Raw genomic sequence first — 21,135 nt, forward strand, 5'->3', positions numbered from 1 at the left:
GCAAACCTATGAAAACGACCCGAACGGGTCGTTTTTTTTTTGCGCTCGCAGAACGCTGCATGCCTTGGCGTCAGGAGCGCCACGAACCTTCGGGCAGTTCGACTTCTCGTTGCGCCTGTGCCAGGGCCGCGCGCAGCCCCGGTTTATCCAGCGGGATGCAGTAGGCCGGTTTGGCCCGTTCGAAACGCCAGCTGTCCGCCAGGCCGCCGCCATCGACCGTGTCGAAACCCAGCTCGTCGAGCAATTGCACGACCTGCGCCTTGGCCTGCGGATCGTCGCCGGCAATCGGCAGGGCGCGGCGATCAGGGGCACCGCCGGGGCGGGCGTCGGTCAGCAGGTCCTGGGCGAGGATGGCATTGAACACCTTCACCACCCTGGCGCCTTCGAGGTGTTCGGCGAGCAATTGGCTGGTGGTGGTTTCGAAGCGGTCCAGGGCTTCGATATGGCCGTCGCGGTTTGGGTAATAGTTATTGGCGTCCAGCACCGTCTTGCCGGCCAGCAGGGCCGCGGGGAGGCTACGGTAATGGGCCAGCGGGATGGCCACCAGCACCAGCTCGCCGAACTGTACGGCGTCTTCGACGCTGCCGATGCGGCTGCCGCGAATGCCGCTGGCCACGCTGCTCATGGTCTGCGGGCCGCGGGAGTTGCTGAGCATCGCCTCATGCCCCGCCGCCAGGGCCAGTTGCGCCACGGCGCGCCCGATAAAACCTGCTCCGATAATGCCGATACGCATGTCCATGCTCCGTTGAAAGGGTCGAGCGGCTATGATGATTCGACACTAGATGGCGATAAATAAGCGCCTGGTACTTGGTCTCGTTACTGGGAGTGTTGAATGATGGATCGTCTGACCAGCATGGAGGCCTTTGTCGCGGCCGCCGAAAGCGGTTCCTACGCTCGTGCGGCGACCCGCCTGGGACTGTCGCCGCAGATGGTCGCCAAGCATGTGGCGGCGCTGGAGCAGCGGCTGGGCGCGCGCCTGCTCAACCGCACCACGCGCCGGCAGAGCCTGACCGAGCTGGGCAGTGCCTACCTCGAGCGCTGCAAGCACATCCTCGGCGAAGCCCAGGCTGCCGATTCCCTGGCGCAGATCATGAACGCCACGCCCCGGGGCAAGTTGCGCATCAGTGCGCCGGTGACCTTCGGCTCCTACAGCCTCATGCCGTTCGTGACGGCGTTTTTGCGCGAGCATCCGCAGGTGGAAATCGACCTGCACCTCACCGATCGCTACATCGACCTGGTGGAGGAGGGCTACGAGGCGGCCTTTCGTATCGGCCCGCTGGCCGATTCCAGCCTGACCGCCAGGCCGCTGGCGCCCTATCGCCTGATCGCCTGCGCGGCACCTGCCTACCTCGCCGCCCGGGGCACGCCACGGGTTCCGGCCGATCTCGAACAGCATGAATGCCTGGGGTACGCCTACTGGTCGCGGCCGGCGGACAACCAATGGCAGTTCCGCCACGACGGCCAGATACATGAGGTTCAGGTGCGCAGCCGCTTGCAGGTCAACGAGAGCAAGGCCCTGCTGTCGGCGGCCGTGGATGGCTTCGGCATCGTCCTGGGGCCGGCGGATTTTCTCGAACCGGCGCGGGCCGCGGGGGAATTGGTGCAGTTGCTACCCGGCTATGAGGCGCCGAGTCGCGCGATGCATCTGCTGTACCGGCCGGACCGGCAGATGACCGCTAAGCTGCGGCACTTCGTCGATGCGGCGATCGCTCGTTTCGGCGCCTGAGAGCAACGTCGAAAACCGTCGAAGCGCTCTAGACCGAAGCTCTTGAGAACCAAGCTTTTTTGTAACCAATACCGTTCGTCCGACGGATGGGTTTGGCAAGCGCCTGCCCGTCAGTCATTCTGGTGGCCGGGATGTCCTAATGCCACTATCGCTTTCATCCCCGTCGCTCCCCCTCCAGCCTCCCTGCGAATAGGTTGTTTATTGTGATGATCGCGTTGTCCCGGCCCGAGGTCGTGTATGCCCGATAAGGCGATTGCCGAGGAGCGGCGCCTGGCCGCCCTGCATGCCCTGGAGTTGCTGGACACCGCCAGTTGCGAGAATTTCGACCGGATCTGCCGCATGGCGGCCGAGTACTTCAAGGTGCCTACCGCCTTGATCAGCCTGGTGGACCGTGATCGTCAGTGGTTCAAGTCGCGGGTGGGTTTCGATGAGCCGCAGACCCCCATCAGCCAGTCGTTCTGCGCCTTCACGGTGCAAGGCCGCGAAGTGCTGGAGGTGCGCAACGCGGCGCTCGATCCGCGTTTCCAGGACAACCCGCTGGTGACCCGAGGCCAGGGCATCCGCTTTTACGCCGGGGCGCCGCTGTTGACCGCGTCCGGTTATGCCATCGGCAGCCTGTGCATCATCGACAAGGTCGAGCAGCAGTTGAGCATCGTCGAACGCCAGCAGTTGCGGGACATGGCGGCGATGGTCATGGAGCAGGTCGAGCAGCGCCAGCGCCAGCGTCGTCGCGACCCGGTCAGCGGCCTGGCCAATCGCGAGCAGTTCCAGAGCGACCTGCGTGACCTGGTCGAGCACCACATCGGCGAACAGCGCGTGCTGGTGCTGATCGATGCCCTGGACATGAAGGTGGCCCACGAACTGACCCTGGCCCTGGGACTGGCGCCTTTCGAGACCATCATCCGTTTTCTCGCGCTGCGTTTGCAGGAGTACCTGGGGCGGCATGTGCGGGTCTATCACGTGTCGGTCAAGCGCTTCGGCTTCCTGCTGCCGGCGCCGGCCGAGGGGCTCGATAGACTGCTCGATGCGCTGGTCAGTCGCCTGCGTCGCCAGCCGCCCGGGCTGGGGTTTCCCATGATTCCCACGGTATGCGCCGGAACCGTGGAGTTCGAGATCGATACCCAGTCGGTGGACGATGCCTTGCGCAAGGCCATGTTCGCCCTGGAGCTGGCCATGGCCGGGCGCAGTTTCTGGGCGCATTACGATGCCGGGCGCGATCACGCCCAGCGCCGCGCGTTCAACCTGGCGTCGGACCTCAACGACGCCTTGCGCAGTGGCCAGATCTACCTGATGTTCCAGCCACGTTTCGCCCTGCCCGACGGAGCCCAGGTCAGTGCCGAAGCCTTGCTGCGCTGGGAACATCCGTGGCTGGGGCCGATCTCGCCCGCCGAGTTCATTCCGGTGATGGAGCGCAACGGCCTGATTCATCAGGTGACCCGCTGGGTCATCGATACGGTGTTGAGCAAGTTGCGCACCTGGGGCCTGCCCGAGAGCTGCAAGCTGTCGATCAATCTGTCGCCCAAGGATTTCGAGGACCAGGATATCGCCGAGCTGATCCGCCGCGCCTGTGAGCTGCATGGCATCGACCCACGGCGGCTCGAAGTGGAGATCACCGAGGGCGAGTGGCTGCGTTCCAACCCGAATGTCCTGGCGCAATTGACGCGCATTCGCGAGCTGGGCATGGACGTGGCCATCGATGATTTCGGCACTGGCTACAGCAACTTTGCCTACCTGCACCAGATCCCGGCCAACGTGGTGAAACTCGACAAATCGATGATCACCGACCTTGAGCGCAACACCCAGCACCAGAAGATCACCCGCTCGATCATCAGCCTGGCCCGCGAGCTGGGTTATCGCACCGTGGCCGAGGGCATCGAGAGTTTCAAATGTTTGCAGATGCTCTACACGTTCGGTTGCGATGAAGCCCAGGGTTATTTCCTCGCCAGGCCGATGCTGCAGGAACGCTTCCTGGCCTGGAGCGGGGCGAACCGGTTCCCGTTGCAGCTTTGCGTCTAGGGCAGGCCTGCTGCTCGCCGGCGAGGCTGTGCCTTAGCGGGCCTGGCCGAGGGTCTTGGCCATGGCTTCGCCCGCCAGGGCATGGACTTTGCGGGTCGGGTGCCATTCATCCCAATAGAAATATTCGTCTGGATGGGCGCACGCCGGCTTCACCTCGGGATAGGTCGGCTGGCACGGTCGGTCGAGCTGGGCCAGGCCATGCTCGGCAGGCCGGCGGCGCAGTTGATCGCTGAAGGCGATGTGGTCGAAGTAGGTGATTTTTACATTGAGCTTTTTGCTCTCGGCCACCAGCAGCGACGGCAGTTGCCGTTCAAGTATCCGTTGATAGCGCAGCGCCTGTTCGCTCTGCCCGCTGGCCACCACCGCCGGGGCATGGCGCAGGTCGGTGCTGCCGACCACCAGGAAATGCCTGGCGCCGGCCTTGGCCAGACGACTGACGGCATTCTGGATATGGTCGATGCTGCTGGTGGCCAGTTCGTCGATCGGCTCCTTGTGGCCGAAGTCGGCATGCTCGAAAAAGTCGTTGGCGCTGATGAAGATGAAGTACAGCGCGCGAGGGTCGGCCTGGCCTTTGGCGTTGGCCAGGTAGTCGTCGATCTGCCCGCTCACTCCTGTGTCGCGGTACGCAGTCATCCAGGCGTAGTAATTGTTCTGCCCGCTTTTCGCGCCGCCAACGGCGTGGTCGGTGAGGGGCAACCGCAGGCTTTTGGCAAGTACTTCCACGGCGGTCGGGCCGTTGCTCCAGTGGCCTTGCCAATACAGCTCGCCGGGCAGTTGCTGGGCGTCCTTGAACTGCTGGGCGAGCATGTCCCGGGTCAAGCGGTCGCTGGCGCCGTTGTCGGAGTAACTGTCGCCGAAGGCGTAGAGATGATCGAACGACGGGCCCGCCAGGCAACTGCCGGCGGCCAACGAAAGTGCGAGCAAGGGAGCGAGCAGGATCAGGCGCATGGGCGGTCTCTACGGTGAAAGGCGAGGGTTCATCGTAGAAGTTTCGAGCGTTGCCGATGCGCCGGATGCGACCTGGGCTTAGCCGTACTCGTCCGCGCGTGCCTGTGGGCGACCTGTACGACTAAAGTTTCACCGCGGCGAACGGGCGAGCAGGGCCTCGACCTTTTGCCGGAACGCCTCCAGCGCGGCCTGTTCCTCGGCGCTGTATTGCCTGGCGCTTTCATCCAGTGCGCAGACGGTGCCGAACACCTCGCCATCGGCATCGCGCACCGGGTAACCCAGGTAGTTGCTCAGGCCGAATTCGACCTCGTCCTCGTTGCCTGCCCACTCGGCTTCCAGGCGCGAATCCTTGACGTACAGCGGCTGGCCGCTGTCCACCACGCGCTCGCAATACAGCGCCTGGCCGTTGTGCGCGAGGCTGCTTTTCTGGCCCTGGGCACCAATCGGATAAGTGTCCTCATGCCGCCCGCCCGAAGCTTCGACCTGCATGTGCTGGGGCAGCGAACGCATGATCAGGATCGAGCTGACGCCCAGTTGCCTGGCCAGGGCGTCGATATCGGCCTGCAGCGAGTCGAACAACGGAGAAGACTTGGCCACCTGGGCCTCCTGTCTGTTTAACCTGGGGAGGGCCGACTATAACGGGGCGGGTGGGGCGGCTTTAAATACCGAATGGGTCCTTGCTTATATTCGTTTGCAGTTCGTTGCCGAGGCAGCGCTGGGGGACAAAAGAATCGGCCACGCCGGGCCGATTCTTCTTTTGCGCGAGCGCTAGCCGGTCCAGCGTTGAGCGGCCACCAACAGCCTTATTGGCTATTCACGTTCTTCGGTCAGGGCGGTGTGTTCAGTCTTGCTGCAAAACCTTCAGTGCAGCCGAAGCGAGAAACCCCGAGCGGCTCTTGGCTTCCGGGTGATGCAGCACGTATTCGTCGATGCGGTTCAGCAAGTAACCGGGCAGGGTGATGTTGAGCTTCTGCGCCTTGCCCAGGTACTTGGTGACATCGATGTCGATCAGCGCCCAGGTGCAGCCTGCGTACTGAGGGTTGGCCGCGTGCAGGGTGACCTTGTTGGCGTGCGGGATGGGGGCACCGTCTTCGGCGAGAATCTCGAAGTGCCCTTCGATGGCTTCGCGGGCCATGGCCATGGCGTCGTCGAGGTCGTCACCGGCCGAGAAACAGCCAGGAATATCGGGGACTTCCACCCCCCAGGCGTGTTCGTCATCGCCCATTGAAATTGCAATCGGGTAAAGCATGTGCGGAACCTCCAGGGCGCGGTGAATCACCTTCACATAAGCAGCGCCTGTTTCAGAATGCTGATGGCGGTTTTTCTCAGCAGGTCCTTTTTGGGATGTGGCACTGTCACCAGCCCCGGTTTACTGGGATGCCTGAAATGATGGTGACTGCCTCTGACCCTGACCAGATACCAACCGTCTGCGACGATTTGGCCGATCAAATACCGACTGTCCACATCACCTCCTTGTGATGCCGGTGGTTACTATACCTACCAAAAAAATGTGTTCAATACCTGGCCCGCCCGACGGTCGTTGGCAGGGGAACTCCGCAGGCTGAAGTGTAGAAAGAGCGAGTTTGGAACGCGGCGGATAAAAGCGCTGGCTGTGTTGCAGGATCCTTCTCGAACCGCGATATCTGCCGAAGTACTGGCCAAGCTGATTGCGTTGAGGACCGACAGGAGTACTCGATGGTCATCTTTGAAGATGAGCGAACCCGGCCGAGGCGTTGGAGGACAGCACGGGGCTATTCGGGGTTATTGCCATTTCCGCGCTCGTTTATCGTGGCCGCAGGTTGATAAGGCGCCCATAAAAAAACCGGTCACTCGAGGACCGGTTTTTTTGTTTCTGTATCCCGCGTCGGCAGGGCCTGACGCTGGACTCGAATGAAGTGGAGCGGGTGAAGGGAATCGAACCCTCGTTATCAGCTTGGGAAGCTGGAGTAATGCCATTATACGACACCCGCTCGGAGCGGCTGACTTTGTACCAGAAGTGCGCGCGGATTTGAAGTTTTTCTTTGCCGGGCCTGTGTTTGCGAAGCGGTGGGAAATGCACGCAGGCACGCTTCTACGCCGTCATCGCGGCGACGGGGCGAAGACCGGCTTGCGGTCTATCGCGGGCAAGCTCGCTTCTGGGGCAGGGGACGAGTTGCTCGCGATGACGCCACTTCAGATAGCCAGGGCATGGTGGTCCTGCAGGTAGTGATAACGCGGACGACTGGTGTGCTGGGTCGGTTTGAGGAACCCCATCAGCGCGTTACGGCTGTCCCGGCAGGCGGCCTTGTGTTCCATGTCGAGGAAGTGCCCGGCGGCCTGGATGGTGCTGAACGTCGAGTGCCGGACATGGTTGCCGAACAGCCGGGCGTCATTGGCGGCGGTGTATTCGTCCCATTCACCGTTCATGAACAGCACCGGTACCTCGATGTTCTTCGCCGCTTTCAGGTAGCACTGGCGGTCGCTGCTGAGGACATGGCTGATGTGGAAGTGCATCTGCCCGTATTCATGCTCGGCCAGGGTGCTGACGTGGCGATAGTTGAAACGCTTGAACAGTGACGGCAGGTGCTTGCCGATGGTCTCGTTGACCAGGTGCCCGACACGGTCGCCGTCCCGGCTGCCGAGGTAATCGACACCGCGTTCGAGGTAGTCGCGCATCGGCTCGTTGATCACTGGCGAGAACGAGCTGATCACCGCCTTTTCAATGCGCCGCGGGCGCTGCGCCAGGGCGAGCAGCGTCGGCGCGCCACCCCAGGAAAACGACATCACGTGCTCGGCGGCGAAGTGGTCGATCAGCTCCAGCAGGATCAGCCCCTCGACTTCCTTGGTGAGCATTTTCTCGTGCCTGTTGTGGGCTTTCGAACGACCGGCATAGGGCTGGTCGTAGAGCACCACATTGAATTGCGGATGCAGGTTCTTCACGGTCTGCGCAAAAGAGGCAGTGGTGGCCATTGAGCCGTTGACCAGAATGATGGTCTTTTCTGCGGCATCTGCGCGATAGAACTCCGTGTAAACCCGATACTGACCTTGTATATCCAGCACAGCGATTTCTGGCCTCATGTCATAAGACTCCTGGCAAGCGGGTATGCGCGCAACCGAGGGTGCACGAGATTTGTGACAGGTAGGCATACGCCTGGAATTTTTTAGCCCATGTCGATCCGCACAGATGGTCGACGGGTGTTGTTATAGGCGGGCAATTTGCCGGACAACAGGAATGAGCACAGGCGGCTCGGACGGCAAAGGATTTCTTAGAAGTATGTTCGTGACTCATCGGTCACATTTCGGCCGACGGACTGATTCAAGCAGGGAGAACGCCGTCTCGCAAGTGCCGTTGGTAAATTGTTCGACAACTTCGGCTGAATGGTCATCGCATCGTCGATGGCTTACAGCGGCTACGGAAATTGTAGGCGCTCAGACCAGGCGGATTTCTTCATCGGTCAGCGGCCGGTACTCGCCGGGCGCCAGGTTTTCGTCGAGGGCCAGCGGTCCCATGCGTTCGCGGTGCAGGCGCAAGACCTTGTTGTCGAAATGACCGAACATGCGTTTGACCTGGTGGTAGCGGCCTTCGATGATGCTCAGCCGCGCACACTGGGGGCCGAGGATCTGCAGTTCGGCGGGCAGGGTGGTGAGGTCCTCGAAAGCGAAGTACAGGCCCCGGGCGAAGGTCTCGGCGTACTCCGGGCCTATGTCCTGCTCGGTCTCGACGTAGTAGCGCTTCGGCAGTTTGGTCTGCGGCTGGGTCAAGCGCCGCGACCAGCTGCCATCGTTGGTGAGGATCAGCAAACCGGTGGTGTTGTAGTCCAGGCGACCGGCGATGTGCAGCTCGTGCTTGTCCGGTTCGTCCAGCAGGTCGAGCACGGTGCGGTGTTCGGGATCGCGGGTGGCGCTGACGCAGCCCATGGGTTTGTGCAGCATGAAATAGCGCGGCGGCTTGCCGGCCTGCAGCACTTCGTCGTCGAGCTCGACCCGGCTGAACTCGCGCACCTCGGCATGGGGGTCGCTGACCACCTGGCCGTCGATACGGATGCGCTTTGCCACCAGCAGCAGGCGCACCTGCTGGCGGTTGAAGCGGGGCAGGTTACTGAGGAAACGGTCAACGCGCATGGCTATCGGCAGGCTGGCAAAAGGCTGCGCATCTTACGGGATCGGCCGGGCGGCCGCTTGCAGTTGCGCATCGACCCGGGCACAGCGCGGGCACAGGCAGGCGCGATCGCGCAGCTCCGGCGGCAGGGCTTCGAGCACCGCCGGGTCGATGCTCACGCTGTAGCACCAGCAGGCCTGGTCGGCGGTACGCGGGTCGGCCAGGCTGCAGTCGTTGCGGGCGCCGCAGGCCGGGCAGAGGCTGGGGTTGTTCAGGGTCGGTTCATTCATAACGGGAGTGAGGCATTTCCACGCAGGTTCGGTTACGGCCGGTCTGCTTGGCACGGTACATCGCATGGTCGGCGCGCGATAGCAGGCTGTGCAGGGTATCGTCCGCCTGCAATGTGGTCACGCCGATGCTGACGGTCAGCCGCATATTCCTGCCCTCATAGGTGTAGCGCTGTTGCTCGATCAGCAGGCGGATTTTCTCGGCGATCTTCAGCGCCGTGGCGCTGTCGGTGTCCTTGAGCAGCACGATGAACTCTTCGCCGCCCCAACGGCAAACGATATCGGACTGGCGCAGGCAGCTTGCCAGGTGCCGGGCGAAGCCGCTCAACACCTGGTCGCCGGCGAGGTGGCCGTAGGTGTCGTTGAGGCGTTTGAAGTGGTCCAGGTCGAGCAGCAGGGCGGCCAGCGGCTTGGGCTCACGCTGGGCTTCGAGCATGGCCTGGGCGGCCAGCAAGTCGAAGCCGCGGCGGTTGGGCAGGCCGGTGAGGCTGTCGAGGGTGGCCTGGGTTTCGATCTTGCGCTGGAAGCGTCTGACTACGCCATTGAGCAGGGTCAGCACGATCAGGGTGATCGCCAGGCAGATCAGCAGGTTGAGATACAGCGAGCGGCGGATATCGCCCAGGGCGCTGTCCTCGCGCTTGTCGACGAGCAGGTACCAGTTCAGTTCGGGAATGAACCGCACATTGAGGAAGTGCCGCTGGTCTGGGGCGCTGTACTCATAGTTGCCGCTGTGGGGCTTGGGCAGCCTGGCCTGCAGGTCGCGCAGGTTTTCCAGTTCGAACAGCAACTGTCCGGCCCGAGCGCCCTGCGGGCCGCCTTCGGCCCCGGTGAGGACGATCCGGCCCTGGGTATCGACGAAATACACGCTGCGCTGATAACGCTGCTGGTAGCGGTCGATCAGCTTGATCACGGCATCTACCTTGAGGCCGACACCGGCGGCGCCGATGAGATTGTCCTGGTAGTCGTAGACCTTGTAGTTGATGAAAAACGTCAGGTTGTTCTGGTTGGCCTGATCCGGATCGACGTTGATTTCATACGGGGTGGCCATGTCGCGGACCCGGAAATACCAGGCGTCGCGGGGGGTATCAGGAGCGATTTTCTTCAGCACGCCTTTGGCGTGGTAGTAGGTCAGGCTGCTGTTGGAGACGAAGAAGGCGGTGTAGGCGCCGTAGTGGGTCATCACCTCATTGAGGTAGCGGGTCATCTGCTCGGGATCGCGTTCGCCAGCCATCACCCAGTCGCGCATGAAGGTGTCGCGGGACATCATCGAAGAAATCAGGATCGGTCGTACCAGGTCTTTCTGGATCTCCGAATACACGGTGTCGGAGGTCAGCGGCAGCTCGGTGTTGACGATGTTGTCGCGGATCGAGGTTCGCGAGGCGTAATAGCTGAGCAAGGAGGTGACCATAAAACCGCCGCCCAGCAGCGCGATGAGCGTGATGATCAGCCAGCGTTGCGAATACAGCGGGGAGCTAAGCGGCATGGGTGACTCCGTGGCCGTGACCCGATGCAAGCATTCTAGTGGCCGCGCCGACGGGTAGCTGCGCCATTTGATCGCTCGCCAGCAATGGCATACAGCCCGCGAAAACCGGCCGTTTTCGGATCCAAAATCCTTGCCTGGCGACTTGTATCAAGGTGTAACCAAAATCGCACCAGACCCGGTTTTCGCGGTCAGATATTTCGTCAGCCAGAACATCCTTGGCTGCCGCCGGCCAGCGTCGCTGGCATGGCCCATCAGCGGTCCAGGAGGCCGCCATGTATCGTCGAATTCTTCTCACTGCGTTCCTGGGTTTGGCTCTTTCTGCCTGCGTTCCCTATTACGACTACGACGGAGGTTCCACTTACTACCGCTCTGAGGTCTATACGACGCCGGCGCCGGTCTACTACGGCGGTTCCTATTATTCTTCCGGTCGCGGCTATTACGCGCCGCGTTATTACCAACCAGCGCCGCGGTACTACCAGCCCCGGTATTACCAGCCGGCACCGCGTTACTACCAGTCGGCGCCGCGGGCCGTTTATCGCGCCTACCCAAACCGTGGCTGGGATGGCCACCGCCAGGGCTGGAACAACGACTATCGGCGCCATGACGGCCGCCGCGACCATGACGGCCGGCGTGGCGGTCGAGACTGGAGCGATCGCGGTCGCGACGATCACCGCCGTGACCGCCACCACAACCGCTGATCTACCCACAACCAACAAGCGGCGCCTGGAGCGCCGCTTTTTCATGGCTGGTTTTCAGAAGTCCGACAGATCCGCCAAGGGGTGACGACCTTCCCAGGCCTTGTGGAAATGCGCCTCGACCACGGCGTCGGGGATGCTGTTGATGTCCGGCCAGTGCCAGCGGGGCTTGTGGTCCTTGTCGATCAGGCGCGCCCGCACCCCTTCGCTGAATTCGGGATGCCGGCAGCAGTTCAGGCTCAGGGTGTATTCCATCTGGAACACCTGCGCCAGGGACAGGTGCCGGGCCTGCTGGATCTGCTCCCAGACCAGGCAGGCGGTCAGCGGGCAGCCTTCACTGAGGGTTTTCGCCGCCCGCGCCAGCAGGGCATCGGAGTGATTGTGCAACTGGCTGATGGCTCGCCAGGCACAGCGTACATCGCTGACGTCCAGCCACTCGTCGATCTGCTGGCGCCGTGGTAGCCACTGGGCTGCGGGCATTTGTTCGACGGCCTCCTGTTGCAGGGCCTTGAGCAGACTGTTGAGCTGCATCGGCGTCTGTTCCTGCCAGTTGAGCTGTAGCAGCCCGTTGATCAGCGCTTCTTGCTGGTCGTCCCGCAGGAAGCGGTCGGCCAGGTCCAGGTCGATGGCGTCGCGGCCGTTGATGTGCGCGCCGGTCAGGCCGAGGAACAGCCCGAGCTTGCCCGGCAGGCGCGAGAGGAACCAACTGGCGCCGACATCCGGGTACAGGCCGATGCTGATTTCCGGCATCGCCAGGCGGCTGCTTGGCGTGACGATGCGGATGCTGGCGCCCTGCAGCAGGCCCATGCCGCCACCGAGCACATAGCCGTGGCCCCAGCAGATCAGCGGTTTCGGGTAGGTGTGCAGACGGTAGTCGAGACGGTATTCCGCGGCGAAGAACTGCGCGGCCAGCGGCGGTACTTCGCCGGGGTGGGCCAGGCAGGCCTGGACCAGGCTGCGCACTTCGCCGCCGGCGCAAAAGGCCTTGGCGCCGTTGCCGCGCAACAGCACACAGACCACTTGCGGGTCCTTGGCCCAGGCTTCCAGGCGGTCGCTCAACAGATGGATCATTGGCAGGGACAAGGCGTTGAGGGAGTGTTCGGCATCCAGGCTGGCAATTGCGATGCGCGCGCCGTCGGTGCCGGTGAGTTCTTCGAAGTGCAGATTCATCGTGACCTCGATCGGGAATTTGAGCGTTCAGTATGATCGCTATAGGCGAAAGTGGCGGTTCTGCGTCAGATCAATTGACAAGCGTGGTGGGCTTTCCTAGGGTGCGCCCATTGATTTTACCGGGTGCAACCATGACCGATGACGACCGTATCAAACTCGAACCCAGCTGGAAGCAGGCGCTGCGTGCCGAATTCGACCAGCCTTATATGGCGGAGTTGCGCGAGTTCCTGCGTCAGGAACATGCCGCTGGCAAGGAGATCTACCCGCCGGGCCCGCTGATTTTCAATGCGCTGAATTCGACCCCGCTGGACAAGGTCAAGGTGGTGATCCTCGGCCAGGACCCCTACCACGGCCCGGGCCAGGCCCACGGCCTGTGCTTCTCGGTGCAGCCGGGCGTACCGGCGCCGCCGTCCCTGGTGAACATCTATAAAGAGCTCAAGCGCGACCTGAACATCGACATGCCCAACCACGGCTACCTGCAGAGCTGGGCCGACCAGGGCGTGCTGATGCTCAACACCACCATGACCGTGCAACGGGCCAACGCCGCTTCTCACGCGGGCAGGGGCTGGCAGCACTTCACCGACCGGATCATCGAAGTGGTGAGCGAGCACCAGCCGCACCTGGTGTTCCTGCTGTGGGGGGCCCATGCCCAGAGCAAGCAGAAGCTGATCGATGCCACCAAGCACCTGGTGCTGACCTCGGTGCACCCGTCGCCCCTGTCGGCCTACCGCGGCTTTATCGGTTGCGGGCATTTCAGCCGGACCAACAAGTACCTCGAGCAGAATGGCGAGACGCCGATCGAATGGCGGTTGCCGGCGGTTTGATGGGGGGTTGAAGGCCGTTATCGCGGGCAAGCCTCGCTCCTGCAGAATCAACGCAAAACCCTGTAGCCGCTGCCGCAGGCTGCGATAGGTCCGAAGGACCTCGGCGACGCTGAACATCGCGCCCCCTTCGGGGTCGATTGCAGCCTGCGGCAGCGGCTACAGGGGACCGGCTTCAGTCCGGTTTCTTGTCCCAATGCCGGAACAGCGGCTCGGCCAGAAACAGCACGAACAGCAAGCGCATCACCTGCATCGCCGTCACCAGCGGCACCGACAGTTGCAGGGTCTCGGCCGTCAGGCTCATTTCCGCGATGCCGCCGGGCATCATGCCCAACGTCAGCGAACGCAAGTCCAGATGAGTCAAGGCGCTCAGGGCCACGGCCGCGAGGCTGGCGATCAGCATGGTCAGCGCCGTGCCGATCAGGGTGCGGCCCATGAATGAGGGCGCGCGACGGAAGAACTGGCGATTGAAGTGACAACCCAGGCCGCTGCCGATCAGCCACTGGCCGATCTGGCTGCCGCCGTCCGGCAGGCCGATATGCAGGTCCCAGCCGATACTGACCGCGGCGCTGACCAGCAGCGGCCCGAACAGCCAGGGGTTGGGCTGGCGCAGGCGTTGCCAGAGCCAGGCGAGCAGGGCGCCCGCCGGAAACAATACGGCCAGCCAGCGCCAATCGACGCTGGCCGGATGCAGTTGGGGCACGCCTTCACCGAGCAGGTACTTGAAGGCCGCCGGTACACACAGGACCACCACCAGCACCCGCAGGCTCTGCCCGGCCGCCACGCGGCTGAGCACCGCGCCGTTGCGCGCGCCGAGGTTGACCATCTCGCCGGAGCCGCCCGGCATGCTGGAGAAGAACGCGGTGGCCCGGTCCTCACCGGTGCGCCGCAGCAGCCAGACCCCGACCACGCTGGACAGGCTGGTGACCAGGGCACCGAAGAAGATCAGGCCGAAGTGGCTCATGACCTGTTCCATCACCACTGGTGTGAAGTGCAGGCCGATGCCGATCCCCACCACCCATTGCCCGCATTTGCGGCCGCCGGGAATTTCCCCCAATTGCCAGGGCGTCAGGCAGCGCACCAGGATGATCGCCAGCAACGAGCCGACCATCCACGGCAGCGGCCAGCCGATCTGGCTGGCGAGGTAACCGCCGGCCAGACCGACCAGGGGCGTACCCCACCACTGTTTGAAGCTGACCTCAGACATCGGCCACGGCGCGTTGCAGGGCCGAATGCTTGCGCCAGATGCGGATCATCGGCATCAGCAGCATGATCACGGTCAGCACCCAGACGCCGACGGTGATCGGGCTGGACCAGAGGATTTCCATCGCGCCGTTGGAGATCGACAGTGCGCGACGCAGGTTCTGTTCCATCAACCCGCCGAGGATAAAGCCCAGCAACACTGGCGACAGCGGGAAATCCAGCTTGCGCAGGATGTAGCCGAAGATGCCGATGCCGACCATCAGGAACAGGTCGAAGGTGGTGGCGTGCACCGCGTAGACGCCGATCCCGGTGATGATTGCGATCACCGGCACCAGGGCCCAGTTCGGCACGGCGAGGATGCGGGTGAAGACGCGGATCATCGGAATGTTGAGGATCACCAGCATGATGTTGGCGATGAACAACGAGGCGATCAGGCCCCAGACGATGTCCGGCTGCTGCTGGAACAGCAGCGGACCCGGGGTGATGTTGTACAGCGACAGGGCGCCGATCATCACCGCGGTGGTGCCCGAACCCGGGACGCCGAGGGTCAGCATCGGTACCAGGGCGCCGCAGGCCGAGGCGCCGATCGCGGTTTCCGGTGCCGCCAGGCCGCGCTTGTCGCCCTGGCCGAACTTGCCGCTGGCGCCGGCGATGCGTTTTTCGGTCATGTAGGCCACGGCGCTGGCCAGGGTCGCGCCGGCACCCGGCAAGACGCCCATGATGAAGCCCAGCAGGCCGCAACGGATGTTCACCACGAACACCGACGCCGCTTCCTTGAAGTTGAACATCATGCGCCCAGTGGCTTTCACCGCTTCCTGGCCGCGATGGGTTTTTTCCAGCAGCAACAGGATTTCGCTGATGGAGAACAGGCCCAGTACCAGCACCACGAACTGGATGCCGTCGGTGAGGTGGATGTTATCGCCGGTGAAGCGGTACACGCCGCTGTTGGCGTCGATGCCGACCGACGACATGAACAGCCCGATCAGCGCGGCGATAAAGGTCTTGATCGGACGATCGCCGGCCATGCCGCCGAGGCAGACTATGGCGAACACCATCAGCACGAAGTACTCCGCCGGGCCGAAGGCGATCGCCCATTTCGCCAGCAGCGGGGCGAACATCACCATGCCGCAGGTGGCGATGAAGGCGCCGATGAACGAGCTCCAGGCCGACAGCGACAGAGCCACCCCGGCCAGGCCCTGGCGCGCCATCGGGTAGCCGTCGAGGGTGGTCATCACGGTGGAGGCTTCGCCCGGGATGTTCAGCAGGATCGAACTGATCCGGCCACCGTATTCGCAACCCAGGTAAACCGCCGCCAGCAGGATCAGCGCCGACTCCGGTGGCAGGCCGAGGGCGAAGGCGATCGGGATCAGCAGTGCCACGCCGTTGATCGGGCCCAGGCCCGGGAGCAGGCCGACCACGGTGCCGATCAGGGTGCCGGTCAGGGCGGTGACCAGGTTGTAGGGGCTCAGCGCGACGCCGAAACCCTGGCCCAAATAGCCAAGCGTATCCATATCAGTTCTCCAGAACGTCGAGCAGGCCCAGGGGCAGTGGTACATCCATCACCCGGTCGAAGAGCACGTACAGACCGATGGCCATCAGCGTGGTGACCACGGCGCTGGGCACCCAGCGACCGCCGTACAGGCGCGCCATCGGAATGCCGATCAGGATGCTGCTGAGAATGAAACCCAGGGGTTCGAACAGACCGGCGAAGATCAGCAGCAGGAGCACACAGATGCTGATTTTGGTCAGGGTTTCACGGTCCAGTGGCGGCTCGTCTTCGCTGTGCTTGATCGGCGCCGGGCGAAACACCATGTACAGCAGCGCCAGGCCCATCAGGCCGAGCATCAGCAGGGGAAAGGCGCGCGGGCCGACCGGTTCGTAGGAAAAGGCGGCCTGGTAGGGCCAGGCCATCAGTGCCAGGCCCAGGCAGACCAGGAGCAGCAGCGAGGCGAAAAGGCGTTGTAAGAGCATGGGAAACTCCTGGGCCCCGCCCCCGAGAAAGGGGCAGGGCCGCTAGACAGGGGCGATTACTGGATCAGGCCGAACTCTTTGGCCAGGGTCTTGTAGTCGGCCACCTGTTTCTTCACGTAGGCGTCCAGTTCCGGCCCGGTCATGGCGAACGGGAAGAGTTCGCGCTGGTCGCGCAGCTTGGCGAACTCTTCGGAAGCCAGCAGCTTGTCGAAGGCGTCTTTCCACCAGGTGTAGTCTTCGTCGCTGACCTTCGGCCCGAGGTAGAAGCCGCGCACCACTGGCCAGACGATGTCGTAGCCCTGCTCCTTGGCGGTCGGGATGTCCTTCATTTCCGGCTCGTCCAGGCGCTTGTCGGAGAACACCGCGAGCAGGCGCATGTCGCCGCTCTGGATGTGCGGCATGGAGTCGGAAATGTCGGTACTGCCAACCTGGATGTGCCCGCCCAGCAGCGCGGTGGCGATTTCGCCGCCGCCTTCCAGGGCCACGTAGCGCAGGTCGCGCGGGTTGATCCCGGCGGCCTTGGCGATCAGCGCGGTCTGCATCCAGTCCTGGCTGCCGACGGTGCCGCCGGAGCCGATCACCACCGAACTCGGGTCTTTCTTCAGCGCCTTGACCAGGTCGTCGAGGGTCTTGTACGGCGAGTCGCTCTTCACCGCGATGGCGCCATAGCTGGTGCCGACCGCGGCCAGCCAGCGCACCGCGCTTTCATCGAAGCGGCCGAACTTGCCCTGGGCCAGGTTCAGCAGCGAACCGCTGGACCAGGCCACCAGCGTGCCAGCGTCAGCAGGGCGCTGGGCCACCACCGCGTTGTAGGCCACCGCGCCGACACCGCCGGGCATGTAGGTCACGCGCATCGGCTTGGTCAGCAGCTTTTCGTTGACCAGCGCGCTCTGCGCCAGTTTGCAGGTCAGGTCGAAACCGCCGCCGGGGGAGGCCGGGGCGATGCATTCCGGGCGCTTGGGTTCGGCGCTGGCGGCGGCGAGCAGTTGACCGGCGAACAGCATACAGCCGGCGGCGAGGGCCAATTTACGCAGTGATGGGTTCATGCTTGTCTCCACAGGAGTTGTTGTTGTGTGTTGCATGCCAGGGGCCTTGGCAGGCGTGGCGCCTGCTCAAGGTCGGTCGATTACCAGAGCGCCAGGCTGTAGCTCACCAGCAGGCGCACTTCATCCGCATCGCGGGTCGAATAGTTGGAGCGGTAGGTGGCGTTGCGCAGGCGCACCGCGACGTCCTTGAAGGTGCCGCTTTGCACCACGTACTTGATCTCGGTGTTGCGTTCCCATTCCTTGCCGGTATCGCCGTTTTTCAGGGCGATGTTGTCGCCGCTCAGGTAGCGGGTCATGAAGGTCAGGCCGGGGATGCCGAGCTTGCCGAAGTCGTAGTCGTAGCGGGCTTGCCAGGAGCGTTCTTCGGCGCCGGCGAAGTCGTTGATCTGCACGAAGTTGACCAGGTACGGGTCGGCCCCGTCGAGGTAGGGGAAGGCGCTGTCGCCGGACATGTGCTGGTAGCCGGCGCTGAGTTTATGCCCGTTCAGGGCGTAGCTCACCAGGCCGTTGAGGGATTTGTTGTCGATCTTGCCGCCGCGGGCCTGGCCCTGGTCGTCACTGACGGCGAAGCGCAGGTCCGTGGCGAAGGTGCCCGGGCCCATCGGCTGCGAGGCGAGCAGGCCGAAGAAGTGCTGGTTGTAGACCTCGGCGAGCTGGGCAAAGTGGTAGCTGCCGGTGATCTTGTCGGTGAACTTGTAGTCCAGGCCGCCGAAGTCGAAGTGCTTGCCGGCGACGGTGCCGGCGAAGCGGCTGTTCTTGTTGTTGAGGGCGATGTCCTCGAAGTCGGTGCTGTCGCGATCCTTGGCTTTCTCCAGGCGGCCGCCGGTGAAGGTCAGGTTCTTGATTTCCCTGGAGGTCAGCAGGCCGCCCTCGAAGGTCTGCGGCAGGATGCGCCCGTCGTTGGGCTTGATGGTCGGCAGTTCCGGGATCAGGCTGCCAATCTTCAGTTCGGTGGCGGAGATTTTCACTTTGCCGGTCAGGCCGACTTTGGAGTACTCGTCGGCGGCGCGCCCGTCGTCGTGGGTCGGCAGCAGGCCGGTGCCGGTGCGGTCGGGGCTGGAGTCGAGCTTGATGCCGAGCATGCCCAGCGCGTCGACGCCAAAGCCCACGGTGCCGTCGGTGTAGCCCGATTGCAGGTTGAGCATGAAGCCCTGGGCCCATTCGTCGCGCTTGGATTGCTGGGCACTGGTACCGCTGCGGAAATCGCGGTTGAAGTACATGTTGCGGGTTTCGAGGGTGGCGCTGCTGTCTTCGAAGAAGGCGGCCTGGCTGATCGGTGAGAAACCGGCAAGGGCGGCGGCGCTGGCGAGGGCGGTGTGGCTGAGACGGGAAAAACGAACAGGCTGGCAAGCCTGAGGCTGCATGGACAGCATCGTGTTGTACTCCGTTATTGTTCTTATTGGCGAAAACGCTTCGAGGCGTTTTTCGGGAGGCCACCGGGAGGTAGCCACGGAAGTCGAAACAATCCGTGACAGGACTCTAAAGGGCCAACCTTTCGCTAACCTTTCAGCAGACTTTCACGGTTTTCGGGCTTCACAGCAGCGGTCCCGGCTGTAAACTCCGCGGCAATAAAAAGTGCCGTCGATCCCCTGAACGAGGTAGGAAATCCATGCGTGTGCTTCTCGTCGAAGACCACCTGCAGCTGGCTGAAAGTGTCGCCCAGGCGCTCAAGAGCACGGGTTTGACCGTGGATGTGCTGCACGACGGAGTCGCCGCGGACCTGGCCCTGGGCAGCGAGGATTACGCCATGGCGATCCTTGATGTGGGTCTGCCGCGCATGGATGGTTTCGAAGTGCTGGCGCGCCTGCGTGCCCGGGGCAAGAACCTGCCGGTGCTGATGCTGACCGCGCGCAGCGATGTCAAGGACCGGGTCCACGGCCTCAACCTGGGGGCGGACGACTACCTGGCCAAGCCCTTCGAACTGACCGAGCTGGAAGCACGGGTCAAGGCCCTGCTGCGGCGCAGCGTGCTCGGCGGTGAGCGGGTGCAGCGCTGCGGGGTGCTGGCCTACGACCTCGATACCCGGCGCTTTACCCTGGGTGAAGAGCTGCTGACCCTGACCTCCCGCGAGCAGGCGGTACTCGAGGCGCTGATCGCCCGGCCGGGTCGGGTCATGAGCAAGGAGCAACTGGCGTCCCAGGTGTTCGGCCTGGATGAAGAGGCCAGCCCGGACGCCATCGAAATCTATGTCCATCGCTTGCGCAAGAAACTCGACGGCCAGCCGGTGGCCATCGTCACCTTCCGCGGGCTTGGCTACCTGCTGGAAAGCCGCGATGCATAGGCCCAGCAGCCTGCGCTGGCGCCTGCTGTGGAACCTGGCGCTGCTGCTGGTGGTGCTGATGCTGGCCAGCGGCCTGAGTGCCTACTGGAACGGCCGCGAGGCGGCGGATACGGCTTACGATCGGACTTTGCTGGCCTCGGCCCGGACCATCGCTGCCGGTTTGTCCCAGCGCGACGGCGGCCTGAGCGCCAATGTGCCCTATGTCGCCCTCGATACCTTCGCCTATGACAGTGCCGGGCGGATCTATTACCAGGTCAACGATATCCATCAGAAGCTGATTTCCGGTTACGAAAACCTGCCCGGTCCGCCGCCGGGCACGCCGCGCACCGACGATTATCCGGCGCTGGCGCGGTTCTACGATGCTACTTATCAAGGGCAGAACGTCCGAGTGGTGAGCCTGCTCAAGGCGGTCAGCGAGCCGAACATGAACGGCATGGCGGAGATTCGCGTGGCGGAGACCGACGAGGCGCGGGTCCGCATGGCGCGCAGTCTGATGGCCGATACCCTGTTGCGCCTGGGCATGCTGGCCATCGGTGCGTTGTTGCTGGTGTGGTTCGCGGTCAGCGCCGCGTTGCGTCCGCTGGAGCGTTTGCGCAGCGCGGTGGAGGAGCGCCAGCCCGACGACTTGCGGCCTTTGCCGCTGGTCGAGGTGCAACGCGAGTTGTGGCCCTTGGTGCGGGCGCTCAATCACTTCACCGAGCGACTGCGTGGCCAGTTCGAGCGTCAGGCGCAGTTCATCGCTGACGCCGCCCATGAATTGCGCACCCCCCTGGCGGCGCTGAAGGCGCGCCTGGAATTGGGGCTGCGGGCCTCGGAGCCCGAGACCTGGCGCAATACCCTGGAAAGCGCCGCCCAGGGCACCGATCGTCTGACCCATCTGGCCAATCAACTGTTGTCCCTGGCGCGGATTGAAAACGGCGCCCGGGCGATTGCCGAGGGCGGCGCGCAATTGCTTGATCTCAGCCAGTTGGCCCGCGAGTTGGGCATGGCCATGGCGCCCTTGGCCCACGCCCGGGGTATCGCCCTGGCCCTGGAAGCCGATGAGCCGGTGTGGCTGCGCGGCGAACCAACCCTCTTGAACGAACTGCTGAGCAACCTGGTGGACAATGCCCTGGCCCACACCAAGCCGGGCGGAAACGTGATCCTGCGGGTCAGCGCGCCGGCGGTGCTGGAGGTGGAGGACGACGGCCCGGGGATTCCCCTGGAAGACCGCGACCGGGTATTCGAGCGCTTCTACCGACGCAACCCCCATGTCGCCGGTTCCGGCCTGGGCCTGGCGATCGTCGGTGAAATCTGTCGCGCCCATCTGGCGCAGATCAGCCTGCACGATGGCGCGCAGGCGGGGCTGAAGGTGCGGGTGAGTTTTAACGCGGGCTAGAGGCTTGTGGCACAGGTTCAGTAGGGCATTGA

Annotated in this window: 21 protein-coding genes and 1 tRNA gene; 6 read left to right on the forward strand and 16 right to left on the reverse strand. The window is 63.5% G+C overall.

Annotation, left to right across the window (positions count from 1 at the left end; all coding sequences use genetic code 11):
* Window positions 1–70: 70 nt before the first annotated feature.
* Window positions 71–733, reverse strand: coding sequence for an NADPH-dependent F420 reductase (locus tag CXQ81_RS09410; RefSeq protein WP_101337080.1), 663 nt, complete (start codon window positions 731–733; stop codon window positions 71–73).
* Window positions 734–835: 102 nt separating this feature from the next.
* Here CXQ81_RS09410 and CXQ81_RS09415 point away from each other — a divergent pair, with 102 nt between their 5' ends.
* Together CXQ81_RS09415 and CXQ81_RS09420 are read left to right on the forward strand one after the other, a co-directional pair.
* On the forward strand, window positions 836–1,726 hold the full coding sequence (locus tag CXQ81_RS09415) for a LysR family transcriptional regulator (RefSeq protein ID WP_101339395.1): 891 nt from the start codon (window positions 836–838) through the stop codon (window positions 1,724–1,726).
* A gap of 237 nt (window positions 1,727–1,963) precedes the next feature.
* Window positions 1,964–3,742 (forward strand): GGDEF domain-containing phosphodiesterase, encoded by a 1,779-nt coding sequence (locus CXQ81_RS09420; RefSeq protein WP_007929420.1) that lies wholly within the window; start codon window positions 1,964–1,966, stop codon window positions 3,740–3,742.
* A 33-nt stretch (window positions 3,743–3,775) separates the two neighbouring features.
* On the opposite strand, the gene CXQ81_RS09425 is transcribed toward CXQ81_RS09420, so the two are convergent.
* From CXQ81_RS09425 to CXQ81_RS09465, 9 genes are all read right to left on the reverse strand, one after another.
* Entirely contained in the window at window positions 3,776–4,690 is a 915-nt protein-coding gene (locus CXQ81_RS09425; protein ID WP_101337081.1) for an SGNH/GDSL hydrolase family protein, read from the reverse strand.
* A gap of 129 nt (window positions 4,691–4,819) precedes the next feature.
* Window positions 4,820–5,287: a GAF domain-containing protein gene (locus tag CXQ81_RS09430; RefSeq protein ID WP_007929417.1), complete on the reverse strand. Its 468-nt coding sequence runs from the start codon at window positions 5,285–5,287 to the stop codon at window positions 4,820–4,822.
* Between the two features lie 244 nt (window positions 5,288–5,531).
* Complete coding sequence (locus CXQ81_RS09435) at window positions 5,532–5,939, reverse strand: type II toxin-antitoxin system HicB family antitoxin (protein ID WP_007929416.1); 408 nt, start codon at window positions 5,937–5,939, stop codon at window positions 5,532–5,534.
* A 32-nt stretch (window positions 5,940–5,971) separates the two neighbouring features.
* Window positions 5,972–6,154 (reverse strand): type II toxin-antitoxin system HicA family toxin, encoded by a 183-nt coding sequence (locus tag CXQ81_RS09440; protein ID WP_087089111.1) that lies wholly within the window; start codon window positions 6,152–6,154, stop codon window positions 5,972–5,974.
* Window positions 6,155–6,586: 432 nt separating this feature from the next.
* Window positions 6,587–6,660 (reverse strand) — tRNA-Gly (locus CXQ81_RS09445).
* A gap of 202 nt (window positions 6,661–6,862) precedes the next feature.
* Window positions 6,863–7,747 carry an alpha/beta fold hydrolase gene (locus CXQ81_RS09450; protein ID WP_101337082.1) on the reverse strand — a complete coding sequence of 295 codons (885 nt, stop codon included), beginning with the start codon at window positions 7,745–7,747 and terminating at the stop codon, window positions 6,863–6,865.
* A gap of 351 nt (window positions 7,748–8,098) precedes the next feature.
* Window positions 8,099–8,791: a pseudouridine synthase gene (locus CXQ81_RS09455; RefSeq protein ID WP_101337083.1), complete on the reverse strand. Its 693-nt coding sequence runs from the start codon at window positions 8,789–8,791 to the stop codon at window positions 8,099–8,101.
* Window positions 8,792–8,824: 33 nt separating this feature from the next.
* A complete protein-coding gene (locus tag CXQ81_RS09460; protein ID WP_274306756.1) occupies window positions 8,825–9,043 on the reverse strand; it encodes a cysteine-rich CWC family protein in 219 nt (72 codons plus the stop codon).
* A gap of 7 nt (window positions 9,044–9,050) precedes the next feature.
* On the reverse strand, window positions 9,051–10,538 hold the full coding sequence (locus CXQ81_RS09465) for a sensor domain-containing diguanylate cyclase (protein ID WP_101337084.1): 1,488 nt from the start codon (window positions 10,536–10,538) through the stop codon (window positions 9,051–9,053).
* Window positions 10,539–10,810: 272 nt separating this feature from the next.
* Between CXQ81_RS09465 and CXQ81_RS09470 the strand changes: the two genes are divergently transcribed.
* A complete protein-coding gene (locus CXQ81_RS09470; RefSeq protein WP_009042572.1) occupies window positions 10,811–11,236 on the forward strand; it encodes a hypothetical protein in 426 nt (141 codons plus the stop codon).
* A gap of 54 nt (window positions 11,237–11,290) precedes the next feature.
* Here CXQ81_RS09470 and CXQ81_RS09475 read toward each other — a convergent pair whose 3' ends face one another.
* Window positions 11,291–12,403, reverse strand: coding sequence for an enoyl-CoA hydratase/isomerase family protein (locus CXQ81_RS09475; RefSeq protein WP_009042573.1), 1,113 nt, complete (start codon window positions 12,401–12,403; stop codon window positions 11,291–11,293).
* A gap of 131 nt (window positions 12,404–12,534) precedes the next feature.
* Here CXQ81_RS09475 and ung point away from each other — a divergent pair, with 131 nt between their 5' ends.
* Window positions 12,535–13,227: a uracil-DNA glycosylase gene (ung, locus tag CXQ81_RS09480; protein WP_007929398.1), complete on the forward strand. Its 693-nt coding sequence runs from the start codon at window positions 12,535–12,537 to the stop codon at window positions 13,225–13,227.
* Between the two features lie 172 nt (window positions 13,228–13,399).
* Here ung and CXQ81_RS09485 read toward each other — a convergent pair whose 3' ends face one another.
* The 5 genes from CXQ81_RS09485 to CXQ81_RS09505 form a co-directional block, all read right to left on the reverse strand.
* A complete protein-coding gene (locus CXQ81_RS09485; protein ID WP_101337085.1) occupies window positions 13,400–14,431 on the reverse strand; it encodes an AbrB family transcriptional regulator in 1,032 nt (343 codons plus the stop codon).
* On the reverse strand, window positions 14,424–15,938 hold the full coding sequence (locus tag CXQ81_RS09490) for a tripartite tricarboxylate transporter permease (protein ID WP_101337086.1): 1,515 nt from the start codon (window positions 15,936–15,938) through the stop codon (window positions 14,424–14,426). Before CXQ81_RS09490 ends, CXQ81_RS09485 begins: the two co-directional genes overlap by 8 nt.
* Window position 15,939: 1 nt before the next feature.
* On the reverse strand, window positions 15,940–16,398 hold the full coding sequence (locus tag CXQ81_RS09495) for a tripartite tricarboxylate transporter TctB family protein (RefSeq protein ID WP_007930215.1): 459 nt from the start codon (window positions 16,396–16,398) through the stop codon (window positions 15,940–15,942).
* A 56-nt stretch (window positions 16,399–16,454) separates the two neighbouring features.
* Window positions 16,455–17,444, reverse strand: coding sequence for a tripartite tricarboxylate transporter substrate binding protein (locus CXQ81_RS09500; RefSeq protein WP_101337087.1), 990 nt, complete (start codon window positions 17,442–17,444; stop codon window positions 16,455–16,457).
* A gap of 80 nt (window positions 17,445–17,524) precedes the next feature.
* A complete protein-coding gene (locus CXQ81_RS09505) occupies window positions 17,525–18,817 on the reverse strand; it encodes an OprD family porin (protein ID WP_101337088.1) in 1,293 nt (430 codons plus the stop codon).
* A 236-nt stretch (window positions 18,818–19,053) separates the two neighbouring features.
* On the opposite strand from CXQ81_RS09505, the gene CXQ81_RS09510 reads away from it, so the two are divergent.
* Window positions 19,054–19,725 (forward strand): response regulator, encoded by a 672-nt coding sequence (locus tag CXQ81_RS09510; protein ID WP_007930220.1) that lies wholly within the window; start codon window positions 19,054–19,056, stop codon window positions 19,723–19,725.
* Window positions 19,718–21,103 carry a sensor histidine kinase gene (locus CXQ81_RS09515; protein ID WP_007930222.1) on the forward strand — a complete coding sequence of 462 codons (1,386 nt, stop codon included), beginning with the start codon at window positions 19,718–19,720 and terminating at the stop codon, window positions 21,101–21,103. The genes CXQ81_RS09510 and CXQ81_RS09515 overlap by 8 nt, the downstream gene beginning before the upstream one ends.
* Window positions 21,104–21,135 lie beyond the last annotated feature (32 nt).

The sequence above is a fragment of the Pseudomonas sp. 09C 129 genome (assembly GCF_002843625.1).
GTDB classification, from domain to species: Bacteria; Pseudomonadota; Gammaproteobacteria; order Pseudomonadales; family Pseudomonadaceae; genus Aquipseudomonas; species Aquipseudomonas chlororaphis.